Origin of the sequence: Geodermatophilus obscurus DSM 43160 (assembly GCF_000025345.1) — a bacterium.
Lineage (GTDB): Bacteria > Actinomycetota > Actinomycetes > Mycobacteriales > Geodermatophilaceae > Geodermatophilus > Geodermatophilus obscurus.
Window position 1 is genome coordinate 1,059,018 of record NC_013757.1, and the last position, 23,406, is coordinate 1,082,423.

General features: G+C 76.0%; 24 protein-coding genes. 5 read left to right on the top strand and 19 right to left on the bottom strand.

Annotated features, from left to right (window positions below; all coding sequences use genetic code 11):
• Positions 1–81: 81 nt before the first annotated feature.
• On the bottom strand, positions 82–1,500 hold the full coding sequence (locus tag GOBS_RS04965) for a class II fumarate hydratase (RefSeq protein ID WP_012947202.1): 1,419 nt from the start codon (positions 1,498–1,500) through the stop codon (positions 82–84).
• Positions 1,501–1,744: 244 nt separating this feature from the next.
• On the opposite strand from GOBS_RS04965, the gene GOBS_RS28520 reads away from it, so the two are divergent.
• Together GOBS_RS28520 and GOBS_RS28525 are read left to right on the top strand one after the other, a co-directional pair.
• The gene (locus tag GOBS_RS28520) at positions 1,745–2,233 is read left to right on the top strand and encodes a hypothetical protein (RefSeq protein WP_012947203.1); all 489 of its coding nucleotides are present in this window, start codon (positions 1,745–1,747) and stop codon (positions 2,231–2,233) included.
• A gap of 79 nt (positions 2,234–2,312) precedes the next feature.
• The gene (locus tag GOBS_RS28525) at positions 2,313–3,005 is read left to right on the top strand and encodes a DUF1707 SHOCT-like domain-containing protein (RefSeq protein WP_012947204.1); all 693 of its coding nucleotides are present in this window, start codon (positions 2,313–2,315) and stop codon (positions 3,003–3,005) included.
• Between the two features lie 119 nt (positions 3,006–3,124).
• Here the strand turns inward: GOBS_RS28525 and glpX are convergent, their stop codons facing one another.
• Positions 3,125–4,177 (bottom strand): class II fructose-bisphosphatase, encoded by a 1,053-nt coding sequence (glpX, locus tag GOBS_RS04980; RefSeq protein ID WP_012947205.1) that lies wholly within the window; start codon positions 4,175–4,177, stop codon positions 3,125–3,127.
• Positions 4,178–4,249: 72 nt separating this feature from the next.
• Between glpX and GOBS_RS04985 the strand changes: the two genes are divergently transcribed.
• Complete coding sequence (locus GOBS_RS04985; protein ID WP_012947206.1) at positions 4,250–4,843, top strand: DUF4245 domain-containing protein; 594 nt, start codon at positions 4,250–4,252, stop codon at positions 4,841–4,843.
• Here GOBS_RS04985 and GOBS_RS04990 read toward each other — a convergent pair.
• The 3 genes from GOBS_RS04990 to GOBS_RS26770 all read right to left on the bottom strand — a co-directional run bounded on the left by GOBS_RS04990 (position 4,831) and on the right by GOBS_RS26770 (position 8,027).
• Positions 4,831–5,049, bottom strand: a complete 219-nt coding sequence (locus tag GOBS_RS04990) for an exodeoxyribonuclease VII small subunit (RefSeq protein WP_012947207.1) — start codon at positions 5,047–5,049, stop codon at positions 4,831–4,833. The genes GOBS_RS04985 and GOBS_RS04990 overlap by 13 nt on opposite strands.
• Positions 5,050–5,125: 76 nt before the next feature.
• Positions 5,126–6,346 (bottom strand): exodeoxyribonuclease VII large subunit, encoded by a 1,221-nt coding sequence (gene xseA, locus GOBS_RS04995; protein ID WP_012947208.1) that lies wholly within the window; start codon positions 6,344–6,346, stop codon positions 5,126–5,128.
• 121 nt (positions 6,347–6,467) lie between these two features.
• Entirely contained in the window at positions 6,468–8,027 is a 1,560-nt protein-coding gene (locus tag GOBS_RS26770; protein WP_012947209.1) for a hypothetical protein, read from the bottom strand.
• Between the two features lie 320 nt (positions 8,028–8,347).
• On the opposite strand from GOBS_RS26770, the gene GOBS_RS05005 reads away from it, so the two are divergent.
• Complete coding sequence (locus GOBS_RS05005; protein ID WP_012947210.1) at positions 8,348–9,322, top strand: 4-hydroxy-3-methylbut-2-enyl diphosphate reductase; 975 nt, start codon at positions 8,348–8,350, stop codon at positions 9,320–9,322.
• A gap of 111 nt (positions 9,323–9,433) precedes the next feature.
• Here the strand turns inward: GOBS_RS05005 and GOBS_RS05010 are convergent, their stop codons facing one another.
• The 6 genes from GOBS_RS05010 to GOBS_RS05035 form a co-directional block, all read right to left on the bottom strand.
• Positions 9,434–10,264, bottom strand: coding sequence for a DUF6542 domain-containing protein (locus tag GOBS_RS05010; RefSeq protein ID WP_012947211.1), 831 nt, complete (start codon positions 10,262–10,264; stop codon positions 9,434–9,436).
• 218 nt (positions 10,265–10,482) lie between these two features.
• Entirely contained in the window at positions 10,483–11,601 is a 1,119-nt protein-coding gene (locus GOBS_RS05015) for a DNA recombination protein RmuC (RefSeq protein ID WP_041241341.1), read from the bottom strand.
• Positions 11,602–11,826: 225 nt separating this feature from the next.
• Positions 11,827–12,348, bottom strand: a complete 522-nt coding sequence (locus GOBS_RS05020; protein WP_012947213.1) for a methylated-DNA--[protein]-cysteine S-methyltransferase — start codon at positions 12,346–12,348, stop codon at positions 11,827–11,829.
• Positions 12,345–13,832: an AlkA N-terminal domain-containing protein gene (locus GOBS_RS05025; protein ID WP_012947214.1), complete on the bottom strand. Its 1,488-nt coding sequence runs from the start codon at positions 13,830–13,832 to the stop codon at positions 12,345–12,347. The genes GOBS_RS05020 and GOBS_RS05025 overlap by 4 nt, the downstream gene beginning before the upstream one ends.
• Positions 13,833–13,948: 116 nt before the next feature.
• A complete protein-coding gene (locus GOBS_RS05030) occupies positions 13,949–14,962 on the bottom strand; it encodes a hypothetical protein (protein WP_012947215.1) in 1,014 nt (337 codons plus the stop codon).
• Between the two features lie 27 nt (positions 14,963–14,989).
• On the bottom strand, positions 14,990–15,490 hold the full coding sequence (locus GOBS_RS05035; RefSeq protein ID WP_012947216.1) for a universal stress protein: 501 nt from the start codon (positions 15,488–15,490) through the stop codon (positions 14,990–14,992).
• Positions 15,491–15,587: 97 nt separating this feature from the next.
• Here GOBS_RS05035 and GOBS_RS05040 point away from each other — a divergent pair, with 97 nt between their 5' ends.
• Entirely contained in the window at positions 15,588–16,202 is a 615-nt protein-coding gene (locus GOBS_RS05040; protein ID WP_041241342.1) for a TetR/AcrR family transcriptional regulator, read from the top strand.
• Between the two features lie 50 nt (positions 16,203–16,252).
• Here GOBS_RS05040 and GOBS_RS05045 read toward each other — a convergent pair whose 3' ends face one another.
• The 8 genes from GOBS_RS05045 to GOBS_RS05080 all read right to left on the bottom strand — a co-directional run bounded on the left by GOBS_RS05045 (position 16,253) and on the right by GOBS_RS05080 (position 23,384).
• A complete protein-coding gene (locus tag GOBS_RS05045) occupies positions 16,253–16,555 on the bottom strand; it encodes a hypothetical protein (RefSeq protein WP_012947218.1) in 303 nt (100 codons plus the stop codon).
• 10 nt (positions 16,556–16,565) lie between these two features.
• Positions 16,566–17,234, bottom strand: a complete 669-nt coding sequence (locus tag GOBS_RS05050; protein ID WP_012947219.1) for a cysteine hydrolase family protein — start codon at positions 17,232–17,234, stop codon at positions 16,566–16,568.
• Positions 17,235–17,315: 81 nt separating this feature from the next.
• On the bottom strand, positions 17,316–18,038 hold the full coding sequence (locus GOBS_RS05055) for a PIG-L deacetylase family protein (protein WP_012947220.1): 723 nt from the start codon (positions 18,036–18,038) through the stop codon (positions 17,316–17,318).
• A gap of 7 nt (positions 18,039–18,045) precedes the next feature.
• Positions 18,046–19,254, bottom strand: a complete 1,209-nt coding sequence (locus GOBS_RS05060) for a glycosyltransferase family 4 protein (RefSeq protein WP_012947221.1) — start codon at positions 19,252–19,254, stop codon at positions 18,046–18,048.
• The gene (locus GOBS_RS05065; RefSeq protein ID WP_012947222.1) at positions 19,251–20,078 is read right to left on the bottom strand and encodes a sugar phosphate isomerase/epimerase family protein; all 828 of its coding nucleotides are present in this window, start codon (positions 20,076–20,078) and stop codon (positions 19,251–19,253) included. Before GOBS_RS05065 ends, GOBS_RS05060 begins: the two co-directional genes overlap by 4 nt.
• Positions 20,075–21,535, bottom strand: a complete 1,461-nt coding sequence (locus GOBS_RS05070) for a YcaO-like family protein (protein WP_012947223.1) — start codon at positions 21,533–21,535, stop codon at positions 20,075–20,077. The genes GOBS_RS05065 and GOBS_RS05070 overlap by 4 nt, the downstream gene beginning before the upstream one ends.
• Positions 21,532–22,404: an MBL fold metallo-hydrolase gene (locus GOBS_RS05075; protein ID WP_012947224.1), complete on the bottom strand. Its 873-nt coding sequence runs from the start codon at positions 22,402–22,404 to the stop codon at positions 21,532–21,534. Before GOBS_RS05075 ends, GOBS_RS05070 begins: the two co-directional genes overlap by 4 nt.
• The gene (locus tag GOBS_RS05080; RefSeq protein WP_012947225.1) at positions 22,401–23,384 is read right to left on the bottom strand and encodes a Gfo/Idh/MocA family protein; all 984 of its coding nucleotides are present in this window, start codon (positions 23,382–23,384) and stop codon (positions 22,401–22,403) included. The genes GOBS_RS05075 and GOBS_RS05080 overlap by 4 nt, the downstream gene beginning before the upstream one ends.
• Positions 23,385–23,406 lie beyond the last annotated feature (22 nt).

Sequence of the window (23,406 nt, forward strand, 5' to 3'; positions counted from 1 at the left end):
CTACTCAGGTTCAGGGGGATACCACCACGCCCCGCCGGATCAGCGGGGCAGATCCGTGTGCCGGATCTGCCCCGCCGGGCGTCACGGGTGGGTCATCGAGAGGACGTCGAGGGCCTCGTCGAGCTGCTGCTCGGTGAGCTTGCCCTGCTCGACGTAGCCCCGCTCCACCACGACCTGGCGGATCGTCTTCTGCTCGGCCAGCGACTGCTTGGCGACCTTGGCCGCCTCCTCGTAGCCGATGTACTTGTTCAGCGGCGTCACGATCGACGGCGAGGACTCGGCGTACTCCCGGCACCGGTCGACGTTGGCGACGATCCCGTCGACGCAGCGGTCGGCCAGGATCCGGCTGGCGTTGGCCAGCAGCCGGATGGACTCGAGCACGTTGCGGGCCATCAGGGGCAGCGTGACGTTGAGCTCGAAGACGCCGGTGGTGCCGGCGAAGGTCACCGCGGCGTCGTTCCCGATCACCTGCGCGCTCACCTGGATGACCGCCTCCGGGATCACCGGGTTCACCTTGCCCGGCATGATCGAGCTGCCGGGCTGCAGGTCGGGCAGCTGGATCTCGCCCAGGCCGGTGCGCGGGCCGGAACCCATCCAGCGCAGGTCGTTGGCGATCTTCACCAGGCCGACGGCGATCGTCTTCAGCTGGCCGGAGCCCTCCACCAGGGCGTCGCGCGAGCTCTGCGCCTCGAAGTGGTCGCGCGCCTCGGAGAGCGGCAGGTCCAGCTCGGCGGCGAGCCGCTCGATGATCGCGGCGGCGAACCCGGGCGGGGTGTTGATGCCCGTGCCGACCGCGGTGCCGCCCAACGGCAGCTCGCCGATCCTCGGCAGCGACGCCTGCAGCCGCTCGACGCCGTAGCGCACCGCCGCGGCGTACCCGCCGAACTCCTGGCCGAGGGTGACCGGGGTGGCGTCCATCAGGTGGGTGCGGCCGCTCTTCACGACCTCGGCGAACTCCTCGGCCTTGCGGGAGAGCGAGGCCTCGAGGTGCTGCAGCGCCGGGATCAGGTCGCGGACGATCGCCCGCGTCGCGGCCACGTGGATGGCCGACGGGAAGACGTCGTTGGACGACTGCGAGGCGTTGACGTGGTCGTTGGGGTGCACCGGCGAGCCGAGCGCCTCGGTGGCGAGGGAGGCGATCACCTCGTTGGTGTTCATGTTGCTCGACGTCCCCGACCCCGTCTGGAAGACGTCGATGGGGAAGTGCTCGTCCCACTCGCCGCGGGCCACGGACGCGGCCGCGGTGCCGATCGCGTCGGCGGTTTCCTGCGGCAGCACACCCAGGGAGGCGTTCACCGCGGCAGCGGCACCCTTGATCGCGGCAAGGGCGCCGATCAGCTCCCGCTCGATCGGCGTGCCGGAGATCGGGAAGTTCTCGACGGCGCGCTGGGTCTGCGCCCGCCACTTCGCCCACGCGGGGACCCGGACCTCGCCCATGGAGTCGTGCTCGATGCGGTAGTCGGTGCCGTCCTGCTGTGCGGCCTGGGTCTCAGCGGGCATTGCTGCAGCTCCCGGTGTGGTGGTTGGTGACAGGGCTCCGACTCAGGACCCTAGATGCCCGCGAGGTCACGGTCCGGACCGCTCCGACGTGGGAGCGGCCCGGGCGGGCGAGGCGGACCCGGCATGGGTCGTCCGCCCTGGTCGGAGGAGACCCCGTGTCGCAGTCCCAGCCGCAGCCGTTCGACGCCGCGCCACCGTCCGGCTGGCCGTCGGCGGCTCCCGACCGGGTGGCCTCCGCACCCGCGTGGCCCGCGCCGCCGCCCCGGCTGCGGCCCCGCCCGCCGTGGCGTCCCGGCGCGGCACCGACAGCCTGGTCGTGGCCGCCGCGACGGGCGCCACGGTGCTCTCCGTCGGTCTGCTGATCGCGGCGCTGCTCTCGTCACTGCTCGTGTCCTCGGTGCTCGCCGGCCGGGCGGACGATGTCGGTCGCGAGACCAGCAGCGCGCTGGGCGGGTCGATGGGCGCGCAGACCGAGGCGGTGCCGGGCGCCGGCGGCCTCCTCGGGGGCCACGGCTACGGGCCCCTCGAGCAGATCGACCCGGTGCCCCCGGGGACCCTCGGGAGCGACGTCGCGCTGGACGGCCACGCGCTGGAGTGCTTCGCCGGCGTCCTGGACGCGTGCGACCGGCTCCACGCGGGGTCCGCGCCGTTCTCGGGGTACGAGCACTACGCCAGCACCTGCGGTGGCCGGGTCAAGCCGTCCGCCGTCGCCTACTGCACCGAGCTGGACTGAGGGAGGACCCGTCCTCCGCTGGCTCAGGGCGGGTCCCGGTGCGGGGCCCGGGGGCGACGGCTCCACTACGGTCGGCCACGTGGACCCCCACGCCGCTCCCGACCGGCCACCGGCCGTGCGCGCCTCGGACGCCGACCGCGAGGCCACCGTGACCCGCCTGCAGCGAGCCGTCGCCGAGGGACGGATCGACCTGTCGGAGTTCGGCGAGCGGGTCGAGGCCGCCTACGCCGCCGGCACGCTCGACGACCTGGGCGCGCTCGTCGCCGACCTCCCCCCGGACGCCCCGCCACCGGTCGAGATCGTCGGCACGCGCGCCCCGGCGGAGCTCAGCAGCGTGTTCGGCGACGTGAAGCTCGCCGGCCCGAACGCGCCGCAGCGGGTGACCACCGTCTTCGGCGACGTCCGGCTGGACCTGCGCGGCCTGCGGACCGACGCCGACCGGATCGAGATGACCCTGGGGACGGTGTTCGGCGACGTCGACGTGGTCGTCGCCGAGGGGGTGGACGCCGAGCTGCGCGGCCGGACGGTCTTCGGCGACCGCAGGACCCAGCTCGCCCCGGTGCCGCGGCTGGCGGGGACCCCGCGGATCGTCGTCCACGCGCGCAGCGTGTTCGGCGACCTGCGGCTGCGCAGCCTGGCGCCGGGGGAGTCGGCGAGCCGGTGGCGGGCGATGGTCGACCGTCTCGCCGCCCGGCCGCTGCCGCCCTCGGTCCCGCCCCTCCCACCGATTCCCCCGCCGCCGCCGATTCCGCCACCCCTGCCCCCGCGCTGACGCGCCGGCCGGTCGTCCCGAGTGGGCGCCGGAGGGTCCGCGCAGGGACGACGCAGCGGCTCCGCTGGGCCGGGGGACGGCACCTGGCCGCGGTCGTCGGCCGGACGCCGACGACGTGCTCAGCCCTCGGAGCGGTCGACGGGCACCGAGGAGTAGGCGCGCAGCTTCTCCAGCGAGTGCAGGCTGTCGATCTGGCGGATCGTGCCCGACTTCGAGCGCATGACCAGCGACTGCGTCGTGCAGCCGCCGGAGCGGTACTGGACGCCGCGCAGCAGCTCGCCGTCGGTGATGCCGGTGGCCACGAAGAAGACGTCGCCGCGCACGAGGTCGTCGATCTGCAGGACCCGGTCGAGGTCGTGGCCGGCGTCGAGGGCCTTCTGCCGCTCCTCGTCGTCCTTGGGCCACAGCTTGCCCTGCAGCGCACCACCCATGCACTTGAGCGCGCAGGCGGCGATGATGCCCTCCGGTGTGCCGCCGATGCCCATGAGCAGGTCGACGCCGGTGCCCTCGCGGGCCGCGGCGATCGCGCCGGCCACGTCGCCGTCGGTGATGAACTTGATCCGCGCGCCGGCCTCCCGCACCTCGTGGACCAGCTGGTCGTGACGCGGCCGGTCGAGGATGCACACGGTGACGTCGCCGACGGAGTCGTGCTTGGCCTTGGCGACCCGGCGGATGTTCTCGGCGACGGGCGCGGTGATGTCGACGACGTCGGCCGCGGCCGGCCCGACAGCGATCTTCTCCATGTAGAAGACCGCGGACGGGTCGTACATGGCGCCGCGGTCGGCGACGGCCATGACGGCGATGGCGTTGGGCATGCCCTTGGCCATGAGCGTGGTGCCGTCGACGGGGTCGACCGCGACGTCGCACTCCGGGCCGTTGCCGTCACCGACCTGCTCGCCGTTGAAGAGCATCGGGGCCTGGTCCTTCTCGCCCTCGCCGATGACGACGACGCCCTTCATCCTCACTGTGCCGATCAGGGAGCGCATCGCGTCGACTGCAGCACCGTCCCCCCCGTTCTTGTCGCCGCGGCCCACCCATCGGCCGGCGGCCATGGCTCCGGCCTCGGTGACCCGCACCAGCTCGAGGGCGAGGTTGCGGTCAGGAGCCGGGCGGTCGGCGCGGAAGCCGGCTCCACTGTGGGTCGGCGGGCCGTCGGGCAGGGGCAGGGACACGCGGACCTCCTCGTTCCGCCGCACGGACGTCGGGCAGCGGGGTGGGGCGATGAGTCCTGTCATCCTAGGGGGGTGACCTCCGCCGGCCCGACCAGTCAGCCTCCCGCGCAGGCGCCCTCACCGGCGATCGAGCGGGCCAACCGGATGAGCGCGGCCAACATGCTGCGGTCGCTGGCCCCGCTGGTGCTGATCTGCCTGGCGCTGGTGGGCTGGATGGCCTTCAAGCAGTCCGCCGTCGACACCGTCCGCGAGGTCGACCCCAGCAGCACCGTGCAGCTGGCCGCCGCCCGCGCCGGGTACCCGGTGGTCGCCCCCACGGGCCTCCCCGAGGGCTACCGCCCGACCAGCGCGCGCACCGACGCAGGCACGGCGGAAGCCGGCGACCCGGTCACCCTGGAGGTCGGCTACCTCACGCCGTCGTCGGAGTACGCCGGCTTCGTGGTCAGCGACGACGCCCGCGCCGTCGCCGTCACCGGCGTCCTCGGCGGTGCGCAGGAGCAGGGCACCGTCGACCTCGACGGCCAGGCCTGGACCCGGGGGACGACGGAGCGCGGCGAGACCGTGCTCTCCCGCACGGCCGACGGCATCACCGTGCTGGTCACCGGCTCGGCGACCGACGAGGAGCTGGCGACCGTCGCCGGAGCGGTGCGCCCCTACTCGGGCTGATCGCCGGGGGGCGCCGCGGGGAGGCGCTCGCGGGCCCGGTCCAGCCAGTGCCGGCACAGCTCGGCCAGCTGCTCCCCGCGCTCCCACAGGCCGAGGGACTCCTCGAGGGTCAGCCCGCCGGCCTCCAGTCGCCGGACGACGTCGGCGAGCTCCTCGCGGGCCTGCTCGTAGGTGGTCGTCGGCTGCTCGCCCGGCTCGTCGCTCACGCTGCCCCCGGTCCGGTCCCGCGGAACGCTCCGCTCCTCGCTCGTTCCTCGCTGATGCGCTCCCGTTCCTGTCCGCTCACGGCTGCCCATCCTCCCTGGCGACGCGCACCGGCAGCCGGCCACCCGCCACCCGCACCGACAGCCGTTCGTCGTCGGCCACCTCGCCCGGCTCGCGGACCAGCGATCCGTCGGCCCGCTGCACGACGGCGTAGCCGCGCTCCAGCGTCGCGGCGGGGGAGAGCGCGGCGACCCGAGCACGGGCGTGCTCCAGGTCGCGCTCGGCGCCCTCCAGCCGGTGGGTCAGGCTCCGCCGGGCGCGGGTGCGCAGCTGCTCGACGTCGTCGGCCCGGCCGTGCAGCAGCCGCTGCGGATCGGCCAGGACGGGCCGGCTGCGGACGCTCTCCAGCCACCGCTCCTGCTGCTCCAGCCGGGCGCCGACGAGGTGGCGGGCCCGGGCGCGCAGCCCGTCGACCAGGCGGCGCTGCTCGCCGATCTCGGGCACCACGCGGTGCGCGGCGTCGGTGGGGGTGGCGGCCCGGACGTCGGCGGCGTGGTCGACCAGCGTGGTGTCGGTCTCGTGGCCGACGGCGGTCACCACGGGCGTACGGCACGCGGCAATCGCGCGGACCAGGCCCTCGTCGGAGAAGGGCAGCAGGTCCTCGACCGAGCCGCCGCCGCGGGCGACGACGATGACCTCGACCTCCGGGTCCCGGTCCAGCCGCTGCAGGCCCTCGATGACCGACGACGCCGCCGAGGGCCCCTGCACGAGGCTGTGGTGGACGGCGAACCGGACGGCGGGCCAGCGGCGGCGGGCGGTGACCAGGACGTCGCGCTCGGCGGCGCTGTCGCGGCCGGTGACCACCCCGACGACGGCGGGCGCGAACGGCAGCGGGCGCTTGCGGGCGGCGTCGAAGAGCCCCTCGGCGGCCAGCAGCCGGCGGATCCGCTCGATGCGGGCCAGCAGCTCGCCGAGGCCGACGGCGCGGATCTCGGTGGCGCGCAGCGAGAAGGACCCGCGGGCGATGTAGTAGTCCGGCCGTGCCCGCACGATGACGCGGGCGCCCTCGGTGAGCTCCAGGCCCGGCCGGCCGGCGACGTCGCGGCTGCAGGTCACCGGCACCGACAGGTCGGCGGCCGGGTCGCGCAGGGTGAGGAACACCGTCGCCCCACCGCGCCGGGACAGCTGGGCCACCTGCCCCTCGACCCAGACCTCACCCAGCCGGCCGATCCACTCGGCGACCTTGCGGGCCACCGTGCGGACCGGCCAGGGGGCTTCCGGTGTGGAGGGGGAGGTCATCCCCCGAGCGTGCCAAACGGTGACGACGCTGCGTGGAGCTGCCCGGGGTGGCCCCTGCCCCCGGCATCCCCGCAGCGACCCGCCGCGGGCTCGCGAGTGGCGGGGGCGGGGAGGTCCTCCCTCAGGCGCCGCGCGGGGCCAGCGGGCTGTCCTCGACCGCCTGGCGCTCCAACTTCTCCAGCCGGTTGCGCAGCATCCGCAGGTACGGCTCGCGGGCCCGGGTGGCCTCCTCGTAGGCCACCAGGTCGGCCACGGTGGCGAGCTGGTAACCGCGCAGCCGACCACGCAGCTGGGCGACGGTGAAGCTGTCGTAGCCCTCGACCGGCGCGGAGCCCGCCGCCACGGCGCCGGTGGTGTCCGCGGCGTCCTCGGCGGTGGCCGACTCGTCCACGTCGGTGCGGACGCCGGTCGCGGCGGCCACGTCGGTGCCGCCCTCGTCGGTGGCGACCACGTCAGCGGTGCCGCCCTCGCCGGTGCCGGCCGCCTCGGTGGCGCCTTCGCCGGTGTCGCCCTCGTCGGTGGTGCCGGCGTCGTCCGTCGCGGTCGGTGCGGACGTGTCCTCACCCGTGCCGATCGCGTCGTCCACCTGCGCGCCCGCGGCGGTGACGACCTCGTCGCCGCTGCCGGTGGCGTCCCGGTCGTCCCCGGCGGGCGTGCCCTCGGTGGAGGGCCGGGTGTCGGCGTCGCTGGCCTCGCTGCCGAGCGCCTCGTCGACACCGGTGTCCTGCTCGTCGGCCTGGGCCGGGGCGCCGGGGGTCTCGTCGGCGGACGCCCCGGGTGCGCCGGCTCCCTCGTCGGTCGGCGCCTGGGGCGCGGCGGCGTCCCCGTCGGTCGGCGCCTCGGGTGCGGCGACGCCCTCGTCGGTCACGGTTCCCTCGACGGTCGCGACACCGCCGTCCGGGGTGAGGACGTCGACGTCGGTGGTCACGTCGGGGGCGCCGGACACCTCACCGACCGGCGAGCCGCCCGGGTCGCTGGGCGCCGGTGCGTCGGTCGCCGCGGACCCGTGCACGTCGAACTCGGTGGCGTCGGCGTCCAGCAGGGACGCCGGCGGGGTGGTCGGGCTCTCGGCGATCTCGTCGGTGTCGACGGTCCCGGTGTCCCCGGTGCCGCCGTCGACCAGGGCGCTGTCGGGGGCGCCGTCGGCCTCGAGCAGTGCGGTCTCCAGCGCGTCCTCCGTGGAGAGACCGGGCTCGGTGCGGTCGAGGCCGAGCCCCGCGGCGGCCACCTCGTCGCTGATGTCGGCGAGGGCCTCGACGACCTCCTCGGGCGCCGGGTCGGCGGGCAGGCCGGAGACCTCGTCGTCGATCAGCGCGGCGACCTCCTCGGCCATCTCCTCGTCGTCGGCGACCGGCGCGGAGGCGCGGTCGAAGGAGGTGGGCTGGTCGAACCCGGGGGCGCGGTCGAAGGCGGAGCTGCGGCCGGCGGCCGGCCCGGGCATGTCCTCGTCGAAGGTCGCCAGCCCCGGCTCGGCCTCGCCGCGCAGGCCGGTGAAGACCTCGTCGCCGCGGGCGACCAGACCGGAGTAGTGCTGCTGCAGCTTCATCGTGGCCTGCATGGCCAGCCCGAGCACCCGCACGGGCAGGCCCGGCAGCGTCCGGGGCAGCTGGAGGGTGTCGTCGAGGACGGTGGCGGCCAGGCCGACCACCGCACGGACGACCTGTGGGATCTCACGCGACATGGCCCCACCCTGCCCCGAAACGCCGCGCCCGACACCCCCGCGCTGGCGGCGACCACACGGATGGTGGTACGCGACTCGTCCCTGGGCGGCGACCCCTCCGGGGTCCCGCAGGGTCCCGTCGCGAGCTCGCGAGCGGCGGGGCAGGTGGCCCCCTGCAGGGTCCCGGTGTGAGTCTGCTGACACTCAGGGGCGACGACCCTCCGGGGTCCCGCAGGGTCCCGTCGCGAGCTCGCGCGTGGCCGGGGCGGGTGGCCCCTGCAGGGTCCCGGTGTGAGCGTGCGAACACCGGGGGGCAGGGGGTCCTTCTCTACCATGGGGCCATGGCTGATCAGCGCGGACGTGTCCTGCTGGCCGATCCCCGGGGCTACTGCGCCGGCGTGGACCGGGCGGTGGTCGCCGTCGAGCGCGCCCTGGAGATCCACGGCGCCCCGGTCTACGTCCGCAAGCAGATCGTCCACAACAAGCACGTGGTGGCCACGCTGGAGCGGCGTGGGGCGGTCTTCGTCGACGAGACCGACGAGGTGCCCGAGGGCTCGGTCGTCGTCTTCAGCGCCCACGGCGTCTCGCCGACGGTGCACGCCGAGGCCGCGGCCCGGCAGCTGCGGACCATCGACGCGACCTGCCCGCTGGTGACCAAGGTGCATCAGGAGGCCAAGCGGTTCGCCCGTGACGACTACGACATCCTGCTGATCGGCCACCGCGGCCACGAGGAGGTCGAGGGCACCTCCGGCGAGGCGCCCGACCACATCCAGCTCGTCGACGGTGCCGAGGACGTCGCCGACGTCCAGGTCCGCGACCCGGAGAAGGTCGTCTGGCTGTCCCAGACCACGCTGTCGGTCGACGAGACCCTGGCGACGGTCGACCAGCTGAAGACGCGCTTCCCCGGCCTGCAGTCCCCGCCCAGCGACGACATCTGCTACGCCACGCAGAACCGGCAGCAGGCCGTCAAGCAGATGGCCGCCGAGTGCGACCTGGTCATCGTGGTCGGCTCGACGAACTCGTCGAACTCCGTCCGGCTGGTCGAGGTGGCGCTCGAGGCCGGTGCCCGCGCCTCGTACCTGGTCGACTTCGCCTCCGAGATCGACCCCGCCTGGCTCGAGGGCGTGGGCACCGTCGGCGTCACCAGTGGCGCGTCGGTGCCAGAGGTGCTGGTCGGCGAGGTGCTCGACTGGCTGGCCGAGCGCGGCTTCCCCGACGTGGAGACGGTCAAGGCCGCCGAGGAGCGGCTGGTGTTCGCGCTGCCGCACGAACTGCGCCCGCGCCGCACCGAGCGCTCCACCGCCGACCCGGCCTGAGCGAGGACCCCGCCGGGGTCCCCACAGGCTCAGGACGCTCTGCAGGGGACGCCCACGAACGACGACGGCCCCCTCCCGATCCCGGGAGGGGGCCGTTCCACGGGGTCACCTTCAGCGGCGGGCGGCCCACCGGATCAGCGCGACGACCGCGGCGGCGGCGGTGGCGACCACCATCGCCGGGAAGCCGCGGATGAGCAGGGTGGCCACCGATGCGAGGTTCAGCGGGGCCGACGGGGCGAGCGCGGTGTTCAGCACGGCGACGGCGATGTAGACCAGCGGCGGGGCGACCACCGTGGTGAACAGGTCGGCGCGGCGGACCGCCACCGTGGCCACGGCGCTGGCCACGGCGAGCGTTCCGAGCGTGGCCAGGCCCAGGCCGGCACCGATCCAGGACTCGAGGGCCGCACCGGCCAGGGTGACCAGGAAGACCGCGAGCACGGCGACCGCGCCGCGCAGCCCGCTGCCGCTCTCCGGCGCCTGCGCCGTCGCGCCGCGACCGGCGGGGCGGCGGGGCGTGGACCGGGGCTCGGGCGCCCGCGCACCGCGGCGGCGGTCGTCGGCGTCGTCCGACCCCTCCGAGGCGTGCAGGTCGCGGGAGCGGTCCTCGCGGACCCGGGGGCGGTCGGCGTCGGAGGGGACGGGTCGGCCGCGGCCGACCTCCCGGGAGGGACGCGCGGCCCGCTCGCCGGACGGGCGCGGGTGCAGCGGGGGACGACGGTCGTCACGGCCGTGCGCGGAGCGGGCCATGTGGTCGCCGTGCGCGGAGCGGGCCATGTCCTCGGGGAACGGCGGCAGCCCCGCCCGCATCCGCGGGGGCGGCGGCGGCACCGGCGGGCGGCCGATGCGCGACACGTAGTCCGCCGCCTCGGGGCGGGCGCCGGCGCGCCGGTCGGCACGCGGCCCGGCCTCGCGCCAGGTGTCGGCCGTGCTCACCGAGGCCATGGCGGACCTCCCGTCCCCTCGTCGGCGGACTCCCTCGCGGGCGTCCCTGTCGAGGGCAACGGTAACGACGGCCGCAGGAGCCACGGGGGAGGACGGCACCGAATCGCGCTGTGCAGAAGTGCCAAAACCGCAGCCCCGGAAGCACATCCGGTGGGGGCCGCGGGACGGCTGTGACGGAACGGCACCGCCGCGACGACCGGTGTACCCCGGGCTCGGCGTCAGCCCGTCGTGCCGTCGCGCTCGGCCGCCGGCGGGCCGTCGTCGTGCGCGGCCGGCCCGGTGCGGCGGGGCAGGTCCCCGGGCAGCGGGAGCTCAGCCGGCCGCAGGGTGCGCACCGTGGCCTCCACCGGTGGCGGCGTGGGCACCGGGGACTCCGCGACACCGAGGTCGTCGAAGCGGCGGGCGGCGACCAGCACCGAGCTCTCGTAGGAGCCGACGGTCTCGTTGTAACGGGTCAGCGTCGAGGACAGCGCCGAGCCCAGGCGGGTGAGGTGGCCGGAGAGGGTGGACAGCCGGGCGTGCAGCCGGCGGCCGACCTCCAGCACCTGGTCGGCGTCGCGGGCCAGCCGCTCCTGCCGCCACGAGTAGGCGACGGTGCGCAGCAGCGCGAGCAGCGTGCTGGGTGTGGCCAGCACGACGTCGCGGGCGAAGCCGTACTCGAGCAGGCCGGGCTCGGCCTCCAGCGCGGTGGTGAGGAACCCGTCGGAGGGCACGAAGAGCACCGTGAACGGCGCCGCCGGGCGGAACGCCGTGGGGTAGCGGCGGGCGGCGAGGATGTCGACGTGGGCGCGCAGCTGGCGGGCGTGCGCGACGATCCGCTCGGCGCGCACCGCGACGTCCTCGGCCTGCACCGCCTCGATGTAACCGGTGAACGGCACCTTGGCGTCGACCACCACCTGGCGGCCGTCGGAGAGGGTGACCACCAGGTCGGGGCGCACGCCGGCGCCGGCGTCGTTGGTGGCGGAGGGCTGCTCGACGAAGTCGCAGTGCTCGAGCAGCCCGGCCACCTCGACCACCCGGCGCAGCTGCACCTCGCCCCACCGGCCGCGCACGTGCGGGGTGCGCAGGGCGGTGACCAGCGCGGCGGTCTCTTGGCGCAGCATCGCCGAGGTCTGCCCCACGGTGCCCATCTGCTCGCGGAGCTCGCCGTGCGCGGTGGCCCGGTCCCGCTCGATGCCGGCCAGCAGGCGGTGCAGGTGGTCCAGCGACTCGTGCACCGGTTCCAGACCGTCGTCGGCCGGCCGGTTGCGGGCGACCAGCGCGACGACGCCCAGGGTGACCGCGGTGGCCAGCAGCGCGCCGACGAGGAGACCGGTGAGCAGCGAGGCGGCGTCCACGACAGGGGAGCCTGCCGGACCGGTCCGACAGTTCCCGGGAGACACACGGCGCCTGGTGAGGTGCTGGAACGGCCGCCCTCCAGAGACCCGCGCCGAGCACGGTGAGGCGCTGGAACGGCCCCCTTGCAGCAGAAGGACCCCGTCCTCCCCACCCCTCGCAAGCTCGGGGCGGTGCCCTGGACGGGCCGGCGAGCTTGCGAGCGGCGGGGGCGAGGAGGTCCTCTCTCAGACGGTCACGGGAGCGTGCGCCGCCTCGTGGTCGAGCAGCCAGCGCTTGACCGGTGTCCCCCAGCGGAAGCCGCCGAGCCCGCCGTCGGAGCCGAGCACCCGGTGGCAGGGCACGAACAGCGCCGCGGCGTTGCGCGCGCAGGCGTTGGCCGCCGCGCGCACCGCAGCCGGGCGGCCGCAGCGCGCGGCGAAGGCGGCGTAGGTGTCCGGCTCGCCGGCGGGGACGGTGCGCAGCACCTCCCAGGCGTCCTCGAGGAAGGGGCCCGAGCGCTGGCGCACCGGGACGTCGTCGATGGCGGCGACGTCGCCGGCGACGAAGGCGGTGACGGCGTCGAGCACGGGCAGGTGCTCGACCTCCTCGACCCAGGCCGGGCGCAGCGCGCGGTGCACCACGGGGAGGAGGTCGGCGACGTCGGCGGTCCAGCCGCTGGCGAGGACGGCGCCGCCGCGGTCCACGACCACGGTGAACGGCCCCGGCGGGGTGTCGACGGTGGCGGAGCGGGCGGGAAGCGGGGTCATGAGGCGCTCCGTTCGAGGGGGAGGGGTAGTGTCGACAGGCTCGGCACGGCGAGGGCCCACAGGTGCATCACGGCGTAGGACCGCCACGGCCGCCAGCGGGTGGCGGCATCGGTGTCGGAGCTGCCGAGGGTGGCCAGGGAGCGGCGCAGCGCCAGGTCACCGGGCAGCCACACGTCGGGGTCGCCGAGTCCGCGCAGCGCCACCAGCGCGGCGGTCCACGGGCCGATCCCGGGGACGGCGCGCAGCGCCCGGCCTGCCTCCGCGCGGTCGGCGCCGGGGTCCAGCGTCACCGCGCCGGACGCCAGCGCCTCGGCCAGCGCGTGCACGGTGCGCCGCCGGGCGCCGGTCAGACCGACGGCGGTGAGGTCGGCGTCGGCCAGCGCGGCCGGGCGGGGGAAGACGTGGGTCAGCGTGCCGACCGGCTCGGGCAGCGGCGTGCCCGCGGCCGAGAGCACCCGGGCGGTCAGCGTCCGGGCGCCGGCGAGTGAGACCTGCTGGCCGAGGACGGCGCGGACGGCGACCTCGTCGGCGTCGGGCGAGGCGGGCACCCGTCGTCCGGGCGCGGCGGCCACCAGCCCGGTCAGCGCCGGGTCGGCACCGAGGACGCCGTCGACCGCGACCGGGTCGGCGTCGAGGTCCAGCATCCGGCGGCAGCGGGCCACCGCCGTCCCCAGGTCGCGCAGCGCGGTGAGCTGCAGCCGGGCGGAGACCGCGGGGCCGCCGTCCGGGGTGGGGGAGAGGTGCACGACCCCGGGCCCGTGCGGCAGGTCGAGCACGCGGGAGAACGTCGTCCCGTCCCACTCCTCCAGCCCGGGGACGGCGTGCACGCCGAGGAAGAGCAGCACCTCCGCCGCCTCGTACGGGGCGCGCGCGGCCAGCCGCAGCGTCAGCCGGCCGGGGGTGCCGGGCGGGCCGGGCGGCGCGGTGCGGCGCAGCTCGGTGGGGGTGGCGGCGAAGACCTCGCGGACGGTGTCGTTGAACTGCCGGATGCTGGCGAACCCCGCGGCGAAGGCGACGTCGGCCATGGGCAGGTCGGTGGTCTCGACGAGCAGCCGGGCGGTCTGCGCGCGCTGCGCCCGGGCCAGCGCGAGCGGGCCGACACCGAGCTCGCCGACCAGCAGCCGGTGCAGCTGGCGCTCGGAGTAGCCCAGCCGCGCGGCCAGGCCGGGGACGCCGGAGCGCTCGACCTCGCCGTCGCCGATGAGCCGCACGGCCCGTGCGACGACGTCGGCGCGGGTGTCCCACTCCGGGGAGCCGGGGACGGCGTCGGGCCGGCAGCGGCGGCAGGCGCGGTAGCCCGCACCCTGGGCGGCGGCCGCGGTGGAGAAGAAGCTGACGTTGTGCGCCAGCGGGGTGCGGGCCGGGCAGGAGGGGCGGCAGTAGATGCCGGTGGTGGCGACCGCGGTCACGAACCAGCCGTCGAACCGGGCGTCCCGGCTGGCGACCGCGCGGTAGCAGCGTTCGGCGTCCAGCGGCGGTGTCACACGACGAGCATGACAGCGCCGCGCCCCGGGAACTGGCGGTTTCCGGACGCGGCCGTCGGGTCCCGGGCCGGCAGGAAGGCGCCCGGCCGCGGCCGGGCGCCCTCCGGTCGAGCCGGCTACGCCGCGGTGTACGTGCCGTGCCGGCGTGCCCGGACGCCGGCGACCGCGAGCAGGAGGAGCCCGCCGGTCACCCAGAGCACGAGCACGGTCAGTGGGCCGGCGGCGCCGGTGCCGTCGAAGCCGGCGACCGACCGCAGTGCGGCCACGACTGCCCCCGGGGGCAGCGCCTGACCCAGTTCCCTCCACCCGTCGGGCAGCAGTGCCGGAGCGCCGGCAGCGGCCGACAGCGGGTTGCCCAGGGCGACGACCGTCAGTTCGGCGAGGACGAGCCCGGCCCGGCCGGCAACGGCGGCGATGCCCAGCACGCCCAGCGTGATGGCGGCGATCCCGAGGGAGACGACGGCCGACTCGGCCAGCCAGTCCCCGCCGAGCGCACCGAGCCACCCGTGCAGGACCCCGACGGCGGTCGGGCCGGCCAGGAGCGCCAGGACGACGGCGCCGGCCGCGCGGCGACCCGGCCCGCGGACCCGCAGGGCCAGCACCGCGCCGGCGACGGCTCCGGTGATCGACAGCGGCAGTGCCCCGGCAGCCAGTCCGGCACCCCGCGGGTCGTCAGCCGGCGGTGGCGCGACGTCCTCGACCGGCACGGTGGCACCCGTGGCTCCCTGCGCCACCTGCGTCAGCAGCTGGGCGACCGCGGGCCCGGCCTGGGTGGCGACGACGACGCTCGGCCCACCCGGGCCGAGCACGAGCGCTCCGGAGACCTCACGGTCGCGAACCAGCTGTCGCGCCTGTGCGGCGTCCACGGCGGCGGTGACGTCGAAGGCACCCGGCTGGGCGCTCCCGAGGGCGGTGCGCACCTGCTCGACGGCAGGGGGAGGCCCGACGACGGCGACCGGGACGTCCCGCGGACGGGTCTGCGTGGCGGGCCAGGCGAACGCCGACAGCAGCAGCGCCAGTGCTGCCGTCAGGGCCAGGGCCAGACCGAGGACCGTCCGCCACGGGGTGCGGTCGGCCAGGAGTGCGAGGTGGCCGGACGCCGCGGTCCGGTCGGGGGTAAGGGTGCTCATGGCTGTTCCTCGGTGGAGGGGTGGGTGTCAGGACGAGGCCCGGTCCCGGACGACGACGACCGGGCAGCAGGCGGAGTGCAGGACGGCGGCGGCGACCGAGCCGAGCAGCAGCTCGCGCAGCTCGCCCCGGCCGCGCGACCCGACGACGAGCAGCTCGGCGCCGGTGGAGGCGGTGGCGAGGACGGCCTCGGGCCGGCCGTGCACCGCGTGCCAGTGGACGTCGAGCCCCGCGAGGTCGGCCACCAGCGGCCGTCGGGTGCGCGCCAGCTCCTCGCGCACCGCGTCCTCGAAGTCGGTGAACGGCGGGACGTAGCCCACCGCCCAGGACCGCGGCCTGGGCGCGGTGGTCAGCGACCAGGCGCGGACGACGTGTAGCGCTCCGCCGCGGCGGACCGCGTCGGCGGCTGACCAGCGCACCGCGGCGCGCGAGGTGGCGGTCCCGTCGTCGCCGACCACGACGCCACCGACGGGGACGAAGTGCTCGAGCACCTGGGCCATGGAGGGGAGGACCGGCGTGGACGCGACCATGACGACTCCTGTAAATCGGACGACCGTTCGATAAAACGACGATGCTCCCGGTGACCTCGCCCTGTCAAGACGGACGGTCGTTCTCTAATGTGGCCACGTGCCCCGTGTGACCGCCGACCACCTGGAGAGCCGTCGTCAGGAGATCGTCCGTGCGGCCCTTCGCTGTTTCGCCCGTGAGGGCTTCCACGCCACATCGGTGCGGGACGTCGTGCGCGAGTCGGGGCTGTCCGCCGGCGCGGTCTACAGCTACTTCCCGAGCAAGGCCGAGCTGGTCGCCGGCGCCGTGGAGCCGATCCTCGAGGCGCTCATCGGGGTGCTCGACGCCGTCGTCACCGACACCGACGAGTCCCTCGAGGAGGACCGGACGCCGGCGGAGACCGTCGCCGAGGTCCTGCGGCGGATCTACCCGATCGCGGTCGGGGGCGAGCTCGACTACACGCGGATCGCGGTGACCGCCTGGGCCGAGGGGCTGCGCGATCCCGCCGTACGGGCGATCGCCGAGCAGACCTACGGCACGGTGCGCGGCCGGCTGACCCACCGGGTCGCCCGGTGGCGCGACGCCGGGCACCTGGCCGCCGACGTGGACGCCGAGGCGCTCGGGCAGGTGCTGTTCTCGACGCTGGTCGGCTTCGTCCTGCAGCACGCCCTGCTCGGCGACGTCGACCTCGACCGCTACGCGACCGCGCTCTGCCTGCTGCTGCCGCGCTCCTGACCCCGTGGTAACCGTCGCACGCGCGCGGGGCGCGACCCGGAGGAGCCGGTCTAGGCGAGCCGGCCGTCGTCGCGGACCACCCGCAGGTGGGGGCCGGTGCAGATGTCGGCGCCGGGGTCCTCGACGAGTGGCAGGCCGGCCACCCGGCGGACCCGGTTCTCCGGGACGTCGAGGGCGCGGGCCAGTGCCGCCGCCAGGCGCTCGCTCACCATGCCGGAGTGCCGGCCGGCTGCGATGTGGGCGATGGTCTCGGGTGCGACCGCCCACTGGGCCCGCCGCGACGCGGCCTGGGTGCTCGAGGCCAGCTCGAGCAGCCGCCGCTGCACCAGCCGCTGCAGGTCGTCGTTCCCCATCCGGGACAGGCTAGGCCGACGCGGCACCCGGGGGCAGGCCCGCCGTGCCGAGTGCCTCCACGACCTCCTGGCTGCTGCTGCGGTGGGAGAGCAGGCTGTAGTCGAGGCTCGCGAGCGAGCGCTGCGCCGCCGCCGTGTCGACCACCCCGCACGCGTCCTCGACCACCACCGGCAGGAGCCCGAGGTCGGCGGCGTGCCGCGCGGTCGGCTCGATGCCGATCTCCAGCACGGCGCCGACCAGCACCAGGGTGGTCACGCCACGGTCGCGCAGGACGGCCTCGACCGGGGTCCCGACCAGCGCGGACATGCCGAGCTTGTCGAAGACCGGCTCGCCGTCCACCGGCGCCAGCTCGGCGACGAGCTGCGTGTGCGGCGCGTCCGGCGGGAAGGCCGCCGTCACCGCGGCCGCCTCGCCCACCCGCTGCCACGCCATGGCGGTGCGCAGCGCCGCGACGCCCATGTGCGTCGGCGAGAGCGACACGTGCCGCACGTACAGCACCGGCACGCCCGACGTCCGGGCCGCCTGCAGGACCGCCGAGATCCGCTCGACCAGCCGCTCCCGGTCCTGGACGTGGGCCAGGATGCCCACCTGCACGTCGTAGACGAGCACCGCCGACGTCGTCGGACGACACATCTCGCGCACCGTCTCGGGGACCGCCATGCCGAAGGCCTGCTGCATGCCCGGCAGCCTGGCAGTCCCCGGCCGGTCGGGCACGCGGCAGGTGCGGACGACGCCGGGGTCCGACAGGACGCCGGCGGCTCAGCCGGCCGGGACGGCAGCGGTCGCGAGCACCTCCCGCGCCCGGTCGTCGGCCAGCAGCACCTCGGGCACGCCGGCCAGCGCGGTGCGCATCCGCTCGACCCCGCCGAACTGGAAGCCGAGCTGGGTGGGGTAGCAGGCGCACGCGTCGGCGCGCCGGTCGAGGTCCTGCGGGAGGCTCACCTCGGCCAGCCCGTCCGGCAGCTCCGCGCCGGGCACGGCGGCCGGGTCGCGCAGCACGTACGGGCTGTCGCGCCACCACAGCACCGGCCGGTCGAGCGGGGCCACCGCCCGCAGCACCTGCCGGTGGTCGACGTGACCGCCGAGGGCCTGCGGCGCCATCCACAGGTCGGCGTCGTACCCGTCCAGCGCCGCGGTCAGCGATCGCTCGACGTCGTCCCCGGGGTGGACGCCGGCGAACAGGTCGGTGGCGCTGGTGTAGCCGCGGTGCGGGGCCTCGGGCAGGCCCAGGTGGACCGGCCTGGCGCCCAGCACGGTCATCGCCGCGGCGTTCTCGGCGCGGCGCAGGGCCAGGTAGTCGACGTCGGCCGGCAGCCCCTTGTCCAGCTGGCAGGCGAGCGCGAAGCCGGCCGGGTCGGGCACGCTGGCGGTGAAGCAGGTGACCACCGTGACCTCGTGGCCGGCGTCGGCCAGCGCCGCCAGGGTGCCGCCGACGGAGAAGGCGGCGTCGTCGAGGTGCGGGCTGACCGCTAGGACACGCACAGGACCCTCAGAGCAGGTGCGCCGCGGAGCGGAACCGGCAGGAGAGGTCGACCGCCGCGGGCATCGACCAGTCGGGAGCCGGCGTGGTCCCGGCGACCTCGGCGTAGACGGCGTCGATGGAGGCCGCCAGCACCGGCCAGGAGTAGAGCCGCCGCACCTCCTCCAGGGCTGTCGTCGCGAGCCGCTCCCGCAGTGCGCCGTCGTCCAGCAGGCGGGTCAGCGCGGCCCGCAGCCCGGCGACGTCCCCGGGAGTGTGCAGCAGCCCGTTGTCCTCGTGCCGCAGGCAGTCGACGACGCCGACGCTGTCGGTGCTCACCGTCGGCAGCCCGCTGGCCATCGCCTCGAGCAGCGTGTTGCTGAACCCCTCGCTGTAGGTCGGGCTGACGAAGAGGTCGGCCGAGCGGTACACCTCCGGCGCGCGCTCGGGCGGCACGTAGCCGAGGAACGTCGTCCGCTCGTCGGCGCGGGCCCTCGCCTCGTCGAGGTCGGGGCCGATGCCGGAGACGATCAGCCGGACGCCGTCGGGCAGCGCCTCGAGCAGGTCCAGGACGCCCTTGCGCCGGTCCACCCGGCCGTGGAAGAGCAGCACCGGCGGCTCGCGCAGCGCGCCCAGCGGCCGCTCGGCCGGCGTGAACCGTCGGGTGTCGGTGGCCCCGGGGGCGACCGTGAACCGCGCCGGGTCGCTGCCGAGGTTGCCGACCACCTCGTCGCGGAAGCTGGCGCTGCCGATGAGCACCGCGGACGACGAGTCGACGACGGCGCGCATCGCCTCGGCGTGGGTGCTGCAGCAGGTGCCCACCCAGTGGCCGTCGCCGCCCTGGATGCTCACCACGGCGGGCAACCCGGTCTCGCGCGCGGCGGCGAGCACCGCCAGGCCGGGCGGGTAGCCGTACTGGGCGTGCAGGACGTCGAAGGGCCGCTCGGCGTGCAGGCCGACGACAGTGCGCACGATCTCGTCGATGTCGCCCTCCCAGTCCGCGGGGACCACGGTCTCGCCGCGACTCGGCAGCGCGACCACCTCGACGCCGGCCGGAACCCGGTCGGGCGGGGGTGGGCCGCCGCCGTAGACACGGGTGCCGGCCTCGTCGTCGCGGTACTGGCTGACGAGCGTGACCTCGTGACCGAGGGCGACCAGCTCGCGCAGCAGGTTCTCCGCGTAGACGCTCATGCCGCTGACCGCCGGCCAGTAGCGGCGGCTGACGAAGCAGATCCTCATGCCCGCTCGGCCTCCCTCAGCGTCGCGATCGCGCGCGGGACCATCTCGTGCGCCCGGTGCCCGTCGCGGGAGAGCTCGAGGGTGACCAGCCGGTCGTAGCCGACCTCCCGCAGCGCCCGCAGGACGGCGGGCAGGTCGACGTCCCCCTCGTCGAGGGGCAGGTGGTCGTGCACGCCCCGGCGCATGCCCTCGACGGCGACCGTGCCCAGGTGGGGCGCGAACGCCGCGACCGCCTCCTGAGGCTCGTACGCCCCGGCGACGACGCAGTGGCCGGTGTCGAGCGCCAGCGTGATCCCCGGGGCCTCCGCGGCCAGCCGGGCCCAGCCGTCGCAGTCCTCGACCAGCATCCCCGGCTCGGGCTCGACTGCCAGGGCGAAGCCCCGCCCGCCGGAGCTGTCGACGAGCGCCCGGACGCCGTCGACCACCCAGCCCCACGCCGCGTCGCGGTCCACCCCCGGCCGTGGCACGCCCGTCCAGAAGCTGACCGCCTCCGCGCCCAGCACCTCGGCGAGGTCGCAGGCCAGCCGCAGGTAGGCCAGCCGTCGCGCCCGGCCCTCGGCGTCCGCGGTGACCAGCGTCGGTTCGTGCTTGACCCGCGGGTCGAGCAGGTAGCGGGCGCCGGTCTCGACGACGACGCCCAAGCCCAGCTCGTCGCAGCGCGCCCGCGTCTTCTCGGCCTGGGCGAGGGCGTCGGGCGCGAACGGGTCCAGGTGGACGACGTCGAGGGTCAGCGCGACCCCCGCATAGCCGGTGTCGGCGAGGAGGGGCAGCGCGTCGGACAGCCGGTGCGAGGTCAGCCCGTTGGTGTTGTACGCGTACCTCATCGCGCGAGCACCTCCGCGACCGTGTGCCGGCCCGGCTCCCGGTAGAGGGCGTACAGCGGGCCCACCCGCCGCTCGGCACCAACGCGGTCGAACCAGGCCGGCCCACCGAGTCGCTGCTCCGCGTCGCCGGTCAGGTGGACCCGCGCCCAGCCGCCGGGGTCGGCGCCGACGGCGACCAGCGGGTCGCCCCGCTCGAGCAGCCGGCGCACCCCGCGCTCGCCGATCCGCCCGTAGGACATCGTCTCGACCTCCAGTCCCGGTACCAGCACCTTCGCGGCCACCGCGTCCCCGACCGAGGGCTGCAGCTCGACCAGCACGTCGTACCCGGTGGCGTGCAGCGCGCCGGTGACGGTCGCGTGCAGGTCGTCCCCGGACCACGTCGGCAGGTCGGTCAGCGCGACGGTCGACCGGCGGGACAGCACGCTGTCCTGCAGCAGCTCGACCAGCGCGCCGGTGCCCATCCGGGTCCAGGCCAGCATCGCCTCCAGCGCGCGGTCCTCCTCGACCAGCCGCTCGGGCGGGTGCCCGCCGCGCCAGTGCTCCAGGTAGCCGGGCGGGGTGGCCGGCAGGACGACGTCGAACGGGCCGTGCATGAACGCCTTGCGGCTGCGCGCCGAGGCGAACTCGTGCAGCGCCTTGCGGACGGCGGTGTCGCGGTCCGGGTGCGCCGCCTCCCCGCACGCGGTCGCCATGACCGGCACCGGCTCGGAGAGGTCCCGCGAGCAGCCGACCGCGTAGACGTCGACCACGCCGAACTCCGTCGTCGCCAGCTTCACCACGACGTCGATGCCCGCGGCGTCGAGCCGGTCGAGCAGCGCCAGCGCGTCGGGGTCGCGGAGACCGGCCAGGTCGACGACGACGCCGCGGTCCATCGCGCGGAAGGAGGTGGCGTTGCCGTCGCGCTGCAGCACCTCGAGCAGCGCGTGCGCGACCGCCCGGTCGGCGTCGAACGCCGCGCCCTGCCCGTTGGTGATCACCGTGGTCAGCCAGCCCCCGGGCGGCGGGGCGCCGGGCAGGTCGTCGGGTGCGGAGGCGACGAGCTCGGCGGGGACCAGCACCGTCTCGCCGTCCCGCTGCCGGGTCATCGGCAGCCACTGCAGCGGCCGGTCGTCGTCGTAGGCGCTGCCGGCCTCCAGGCAGAGGGTGCGCGGGTCGGTCACCCGGTCCCGGCCGTGCCGCCGGGTCATCTCGGCGTACGAGCCCTGCTCCCGCTCGACGCCCTGGTGCGTGCGCAGCGACAGCGCCATCTCGGCCATCTCGCCCAGCGCCCCGGTGCGGGCCTCCTCGCGCGTGGCGCCGTAGCCCAGCCCGCTGCCGCCGGGGTGCTCCGGCGACGGTGGCAGGACCGCGCTGTGCAGCGGCACGTCGAGGACGTCGAGGCCCTCGATGGCGAACTCGTCGACGGTTCCCGGGAACGAGTCGCGGTACCGCTGCGACGCGGTCAGCGTGCTGGTCACAGGTCCTCCAGTGCGACGGGGGCGGCGTCCGGCGGCCCGGCGAGCAGCCGCCGCACCAGGTGCACGACGTGGTCGGTGGTCACCCCGCGGACCAGCTCGAACGGCGTCGCGACGGCCTGGAACTCCAGCGCGCCGACGACGGTCAGGTACTCGCGCAGCTCGCCGTGGGACAGCGGGATCTGCGCGTGGAAGGCCTTGTGCGCGCTCAGCGCGACCGGCTGACCGGTCTCGTCGAGGTCGACCTTGAGCGAGTCGCCGCAGAACAGCACGCCGCGGCGGCGGTCGTGCAGCACCGAGTGCCCGGGGAAGTGCCCGCCGGTGCGGTGCAGCGTGAGGTCGGGGGCCAGCTCCAGCTCGTCGTCCGCCGGCCAGGTGACCCGGAAGGCCTTGGTCCACTCCAGGTCGCGGACGCCGACGCAGACCGTGCGCGGCTCGAGCTCCTGCTGCAGCTGCCACAGCGCGCCGTACCCGTGCACGTGGCTGGAGGCCAGGATCTCGAACCCGCCCTTCGCGTCGGCCATCCGGCGGAGCTGGGCCAGCATGTCGGCGGTGTACCAGGGGGCGCACTCGAAGCCGACCAGGCCGGCGTCGCTCTCGATCACCCACCCGCGGCTGTCCAGCCCGAAACGCGGGTGCGTGCCGAACTCGGTGACGCCCGCGACGGCGGTCGGGCGGCAGAAGCCCTCCACCGTCGCCTCGACCTGCGCCGGCGTGACGAACTCGAAGCCGTTCTCGGGGAGGGCGTTGCGGACGTCGGCGCAGACCGGGCAGACCAGCGGCCCGGGTGCCGGCCAGCGCTGCCAGTGCCCGCAGTTGGTGCAGGCGTAGGCGGGCAGGTCGGGCAGCAGCCCGCGGTAGGGGTTGGTCATCTCGCGTCTCCCAGGGCGGTGAGGAGGAGGCGGTGCAGCGCCAGGTCGCGGGCGGCGTCGTACGGCCAGGGCGCGTGCCCGGCGACGGCGGCGCTGAAGGCGGCGAACTGCGCGGCGAAGGGGGAGCCCCCGGCGAAGGGCACGTCGACCGGGTCGGGCCGGTGGAGCGTGAGCGAGCCTCCCGCGGTCTGGCCCATCGTGTCGACGGCGACGACCATCCCGCGGGTGCCGACGACCTCCAGCCGGCGGCGGGGGAACGCGTCGGGGGTGTTGAAGGCGACGTGCAGGTCGACCAGCACGCCGCCCGCGGTGCGCCCGGACAGCAGCGCGCCGTCGTCCACCGGGTAGTCCTGCACCCGGCGCTGCAGCAGTGCCCGCAGCTCCACGACGTCCTCGCCGAGCAGGACGCCGGCCAGGTCCAGGCCGTGGGGAGCCAGGTCGATCGCCGCGCCGCCGCCGGCCCGCGCGCGGTCGACCCGCCAGTTGTCGTGCGGGCGGCCGTCCGGCGTCCAGTCGGCGGGCAGCCAGCAGCAGTAGACGATGCGCAGCGCGGTGACCGTGCCGAGCTCGGGCACCAGCTCGCGCAGCCGCACGTGCGCGGGGTGCCAGCGCTGGTCGTACGCCGTCCCGAGGAGGACGCCGGCGTCGCGGGCGGCGGTCACCATCGCCTGCGCGTCGCCGACGTCGGCGGCCAGCGGCTTCTCGCAGAGCACCGCCTTGCCCGCCGCGGCGACCGCCTCGGCCACCTCGCGGTGCGCGGCGTTGGGGACGGCGACGTAGACCGCGTCCAGCCCGGGGGTGGCCAGGAAGGCGCCGAGGTCGGCGTGCGCGGGCGCGTCGACGTCCACCCGGGCCAGCGCGCCGGGGTCGCGGTCGTGCAGCGCGACGACACAGGCGCCCGGCGTCGCGGTCAGCGCGGGCAGCGCGTGGTCGCGGGCCACCCAGCCGCAGCCGGCGACGCCCCACCCGACGGCGCTCACCGCCCGCCTCCCCTGCGCCGGA

Excerpts from the sequence above, each read along its gene's own strand:
- GOBS_RS04965 (WP_012947202.1), bottom strand. The coding sequence starts at position 1,500 with ATGCCCGCTGAGACCCAGGCCGCACAGCAGGACGGCACCGACTACCGC.
- xseA (WP_012947208.1), bottom strand. The coding sequence starts at position 6,346 with ATGACCTCCCCCTCCACACCGGAAGCCCCCTGGCCGGTCCGCACGGTG.
- GOBS_RS05065 (WP_012947222.1), bottom strand. The coding sequence starts at position 20,078 with ATGAGGTACGCGTACAACACCAACGGGCTGACCTCGCACCGGCTGTCC.
- GOBS_RS05005 (WP_012947210.1), top strand. The coding sequence starts at position 8,348 with ATGGCTGATCAGCGCGGACGTGTCCTGCTGGCCGATCCCCGGGGCTAC.
- GOBS_RS05045 (WP_012947218.1), bottom strand. The coding sequence starts at position 16,555 with ATGGGGAACGACGACCTGCAGCGGCTGGTGCAGCGGCGGCTGCTCGAG.
- GOBS_RS05030 (WP_012947215.1), bottom strand. The coding sequence starts at position 14,962 with ATGAGCACCCTTACCCCCGACCGGACCGCGGCGTCCGGCCACCTCGCA.
- GOBS_RS05075 (WP_012947224.1), bottom strand. The coding sequence starts at position 22,404 with ATGACCAACCCCTACCGCGGGCTGCTGCCCGACCTGCCCGCCTACGCC.
- GOBS_RS05020 (WP_012947213.1), bottom strand. The coding sequence starts at position 12,348 with ATGACCCCGCTTCCCGCCCGCTCCGCCACCGTCGACACCCCGCCGGGG.
- GOBS_RS05050 (WP_012947219.1), bottom strand. The coding sequence starts at position 17,234 with ATGCAGCAGGCCTTCGGCATGGCGGTCCCCGAGACGGTGCGCGAGATG.
- GOBS_RS26770 (WP_012947209.1), bottom strand. The coding sequence starts at position 8,027 with ATGTCGCGTGAGATCCCACAGGTCGTCCGTGCGGTGGTCGGCCTGGCC.
- GOBS_RS05010 (WP_012947211.1), bottom strand. The coding sequence starts at position 10,264 with ATGGCCTCGGTGAGCACGGCCGACACCTGGCGCGAGGCCGGGCCGCGT.
- GOBS_RS05060 (WP_012947221.1), bottom strand. The coding sequence starts at position 19,254 with ATGAGGATCTGCTTCGTCAGCCGCCGCTACTGGCCGGCGGTCAGCGGC.
- GOBS_RS05035 (WP_012947216.1), bottom strand. The coding sequence starts at position 15,490 with ATGGTCGCGTCCACGCCGGTCCTCCCCTCCATGGCCCAGGTGCTCGAG.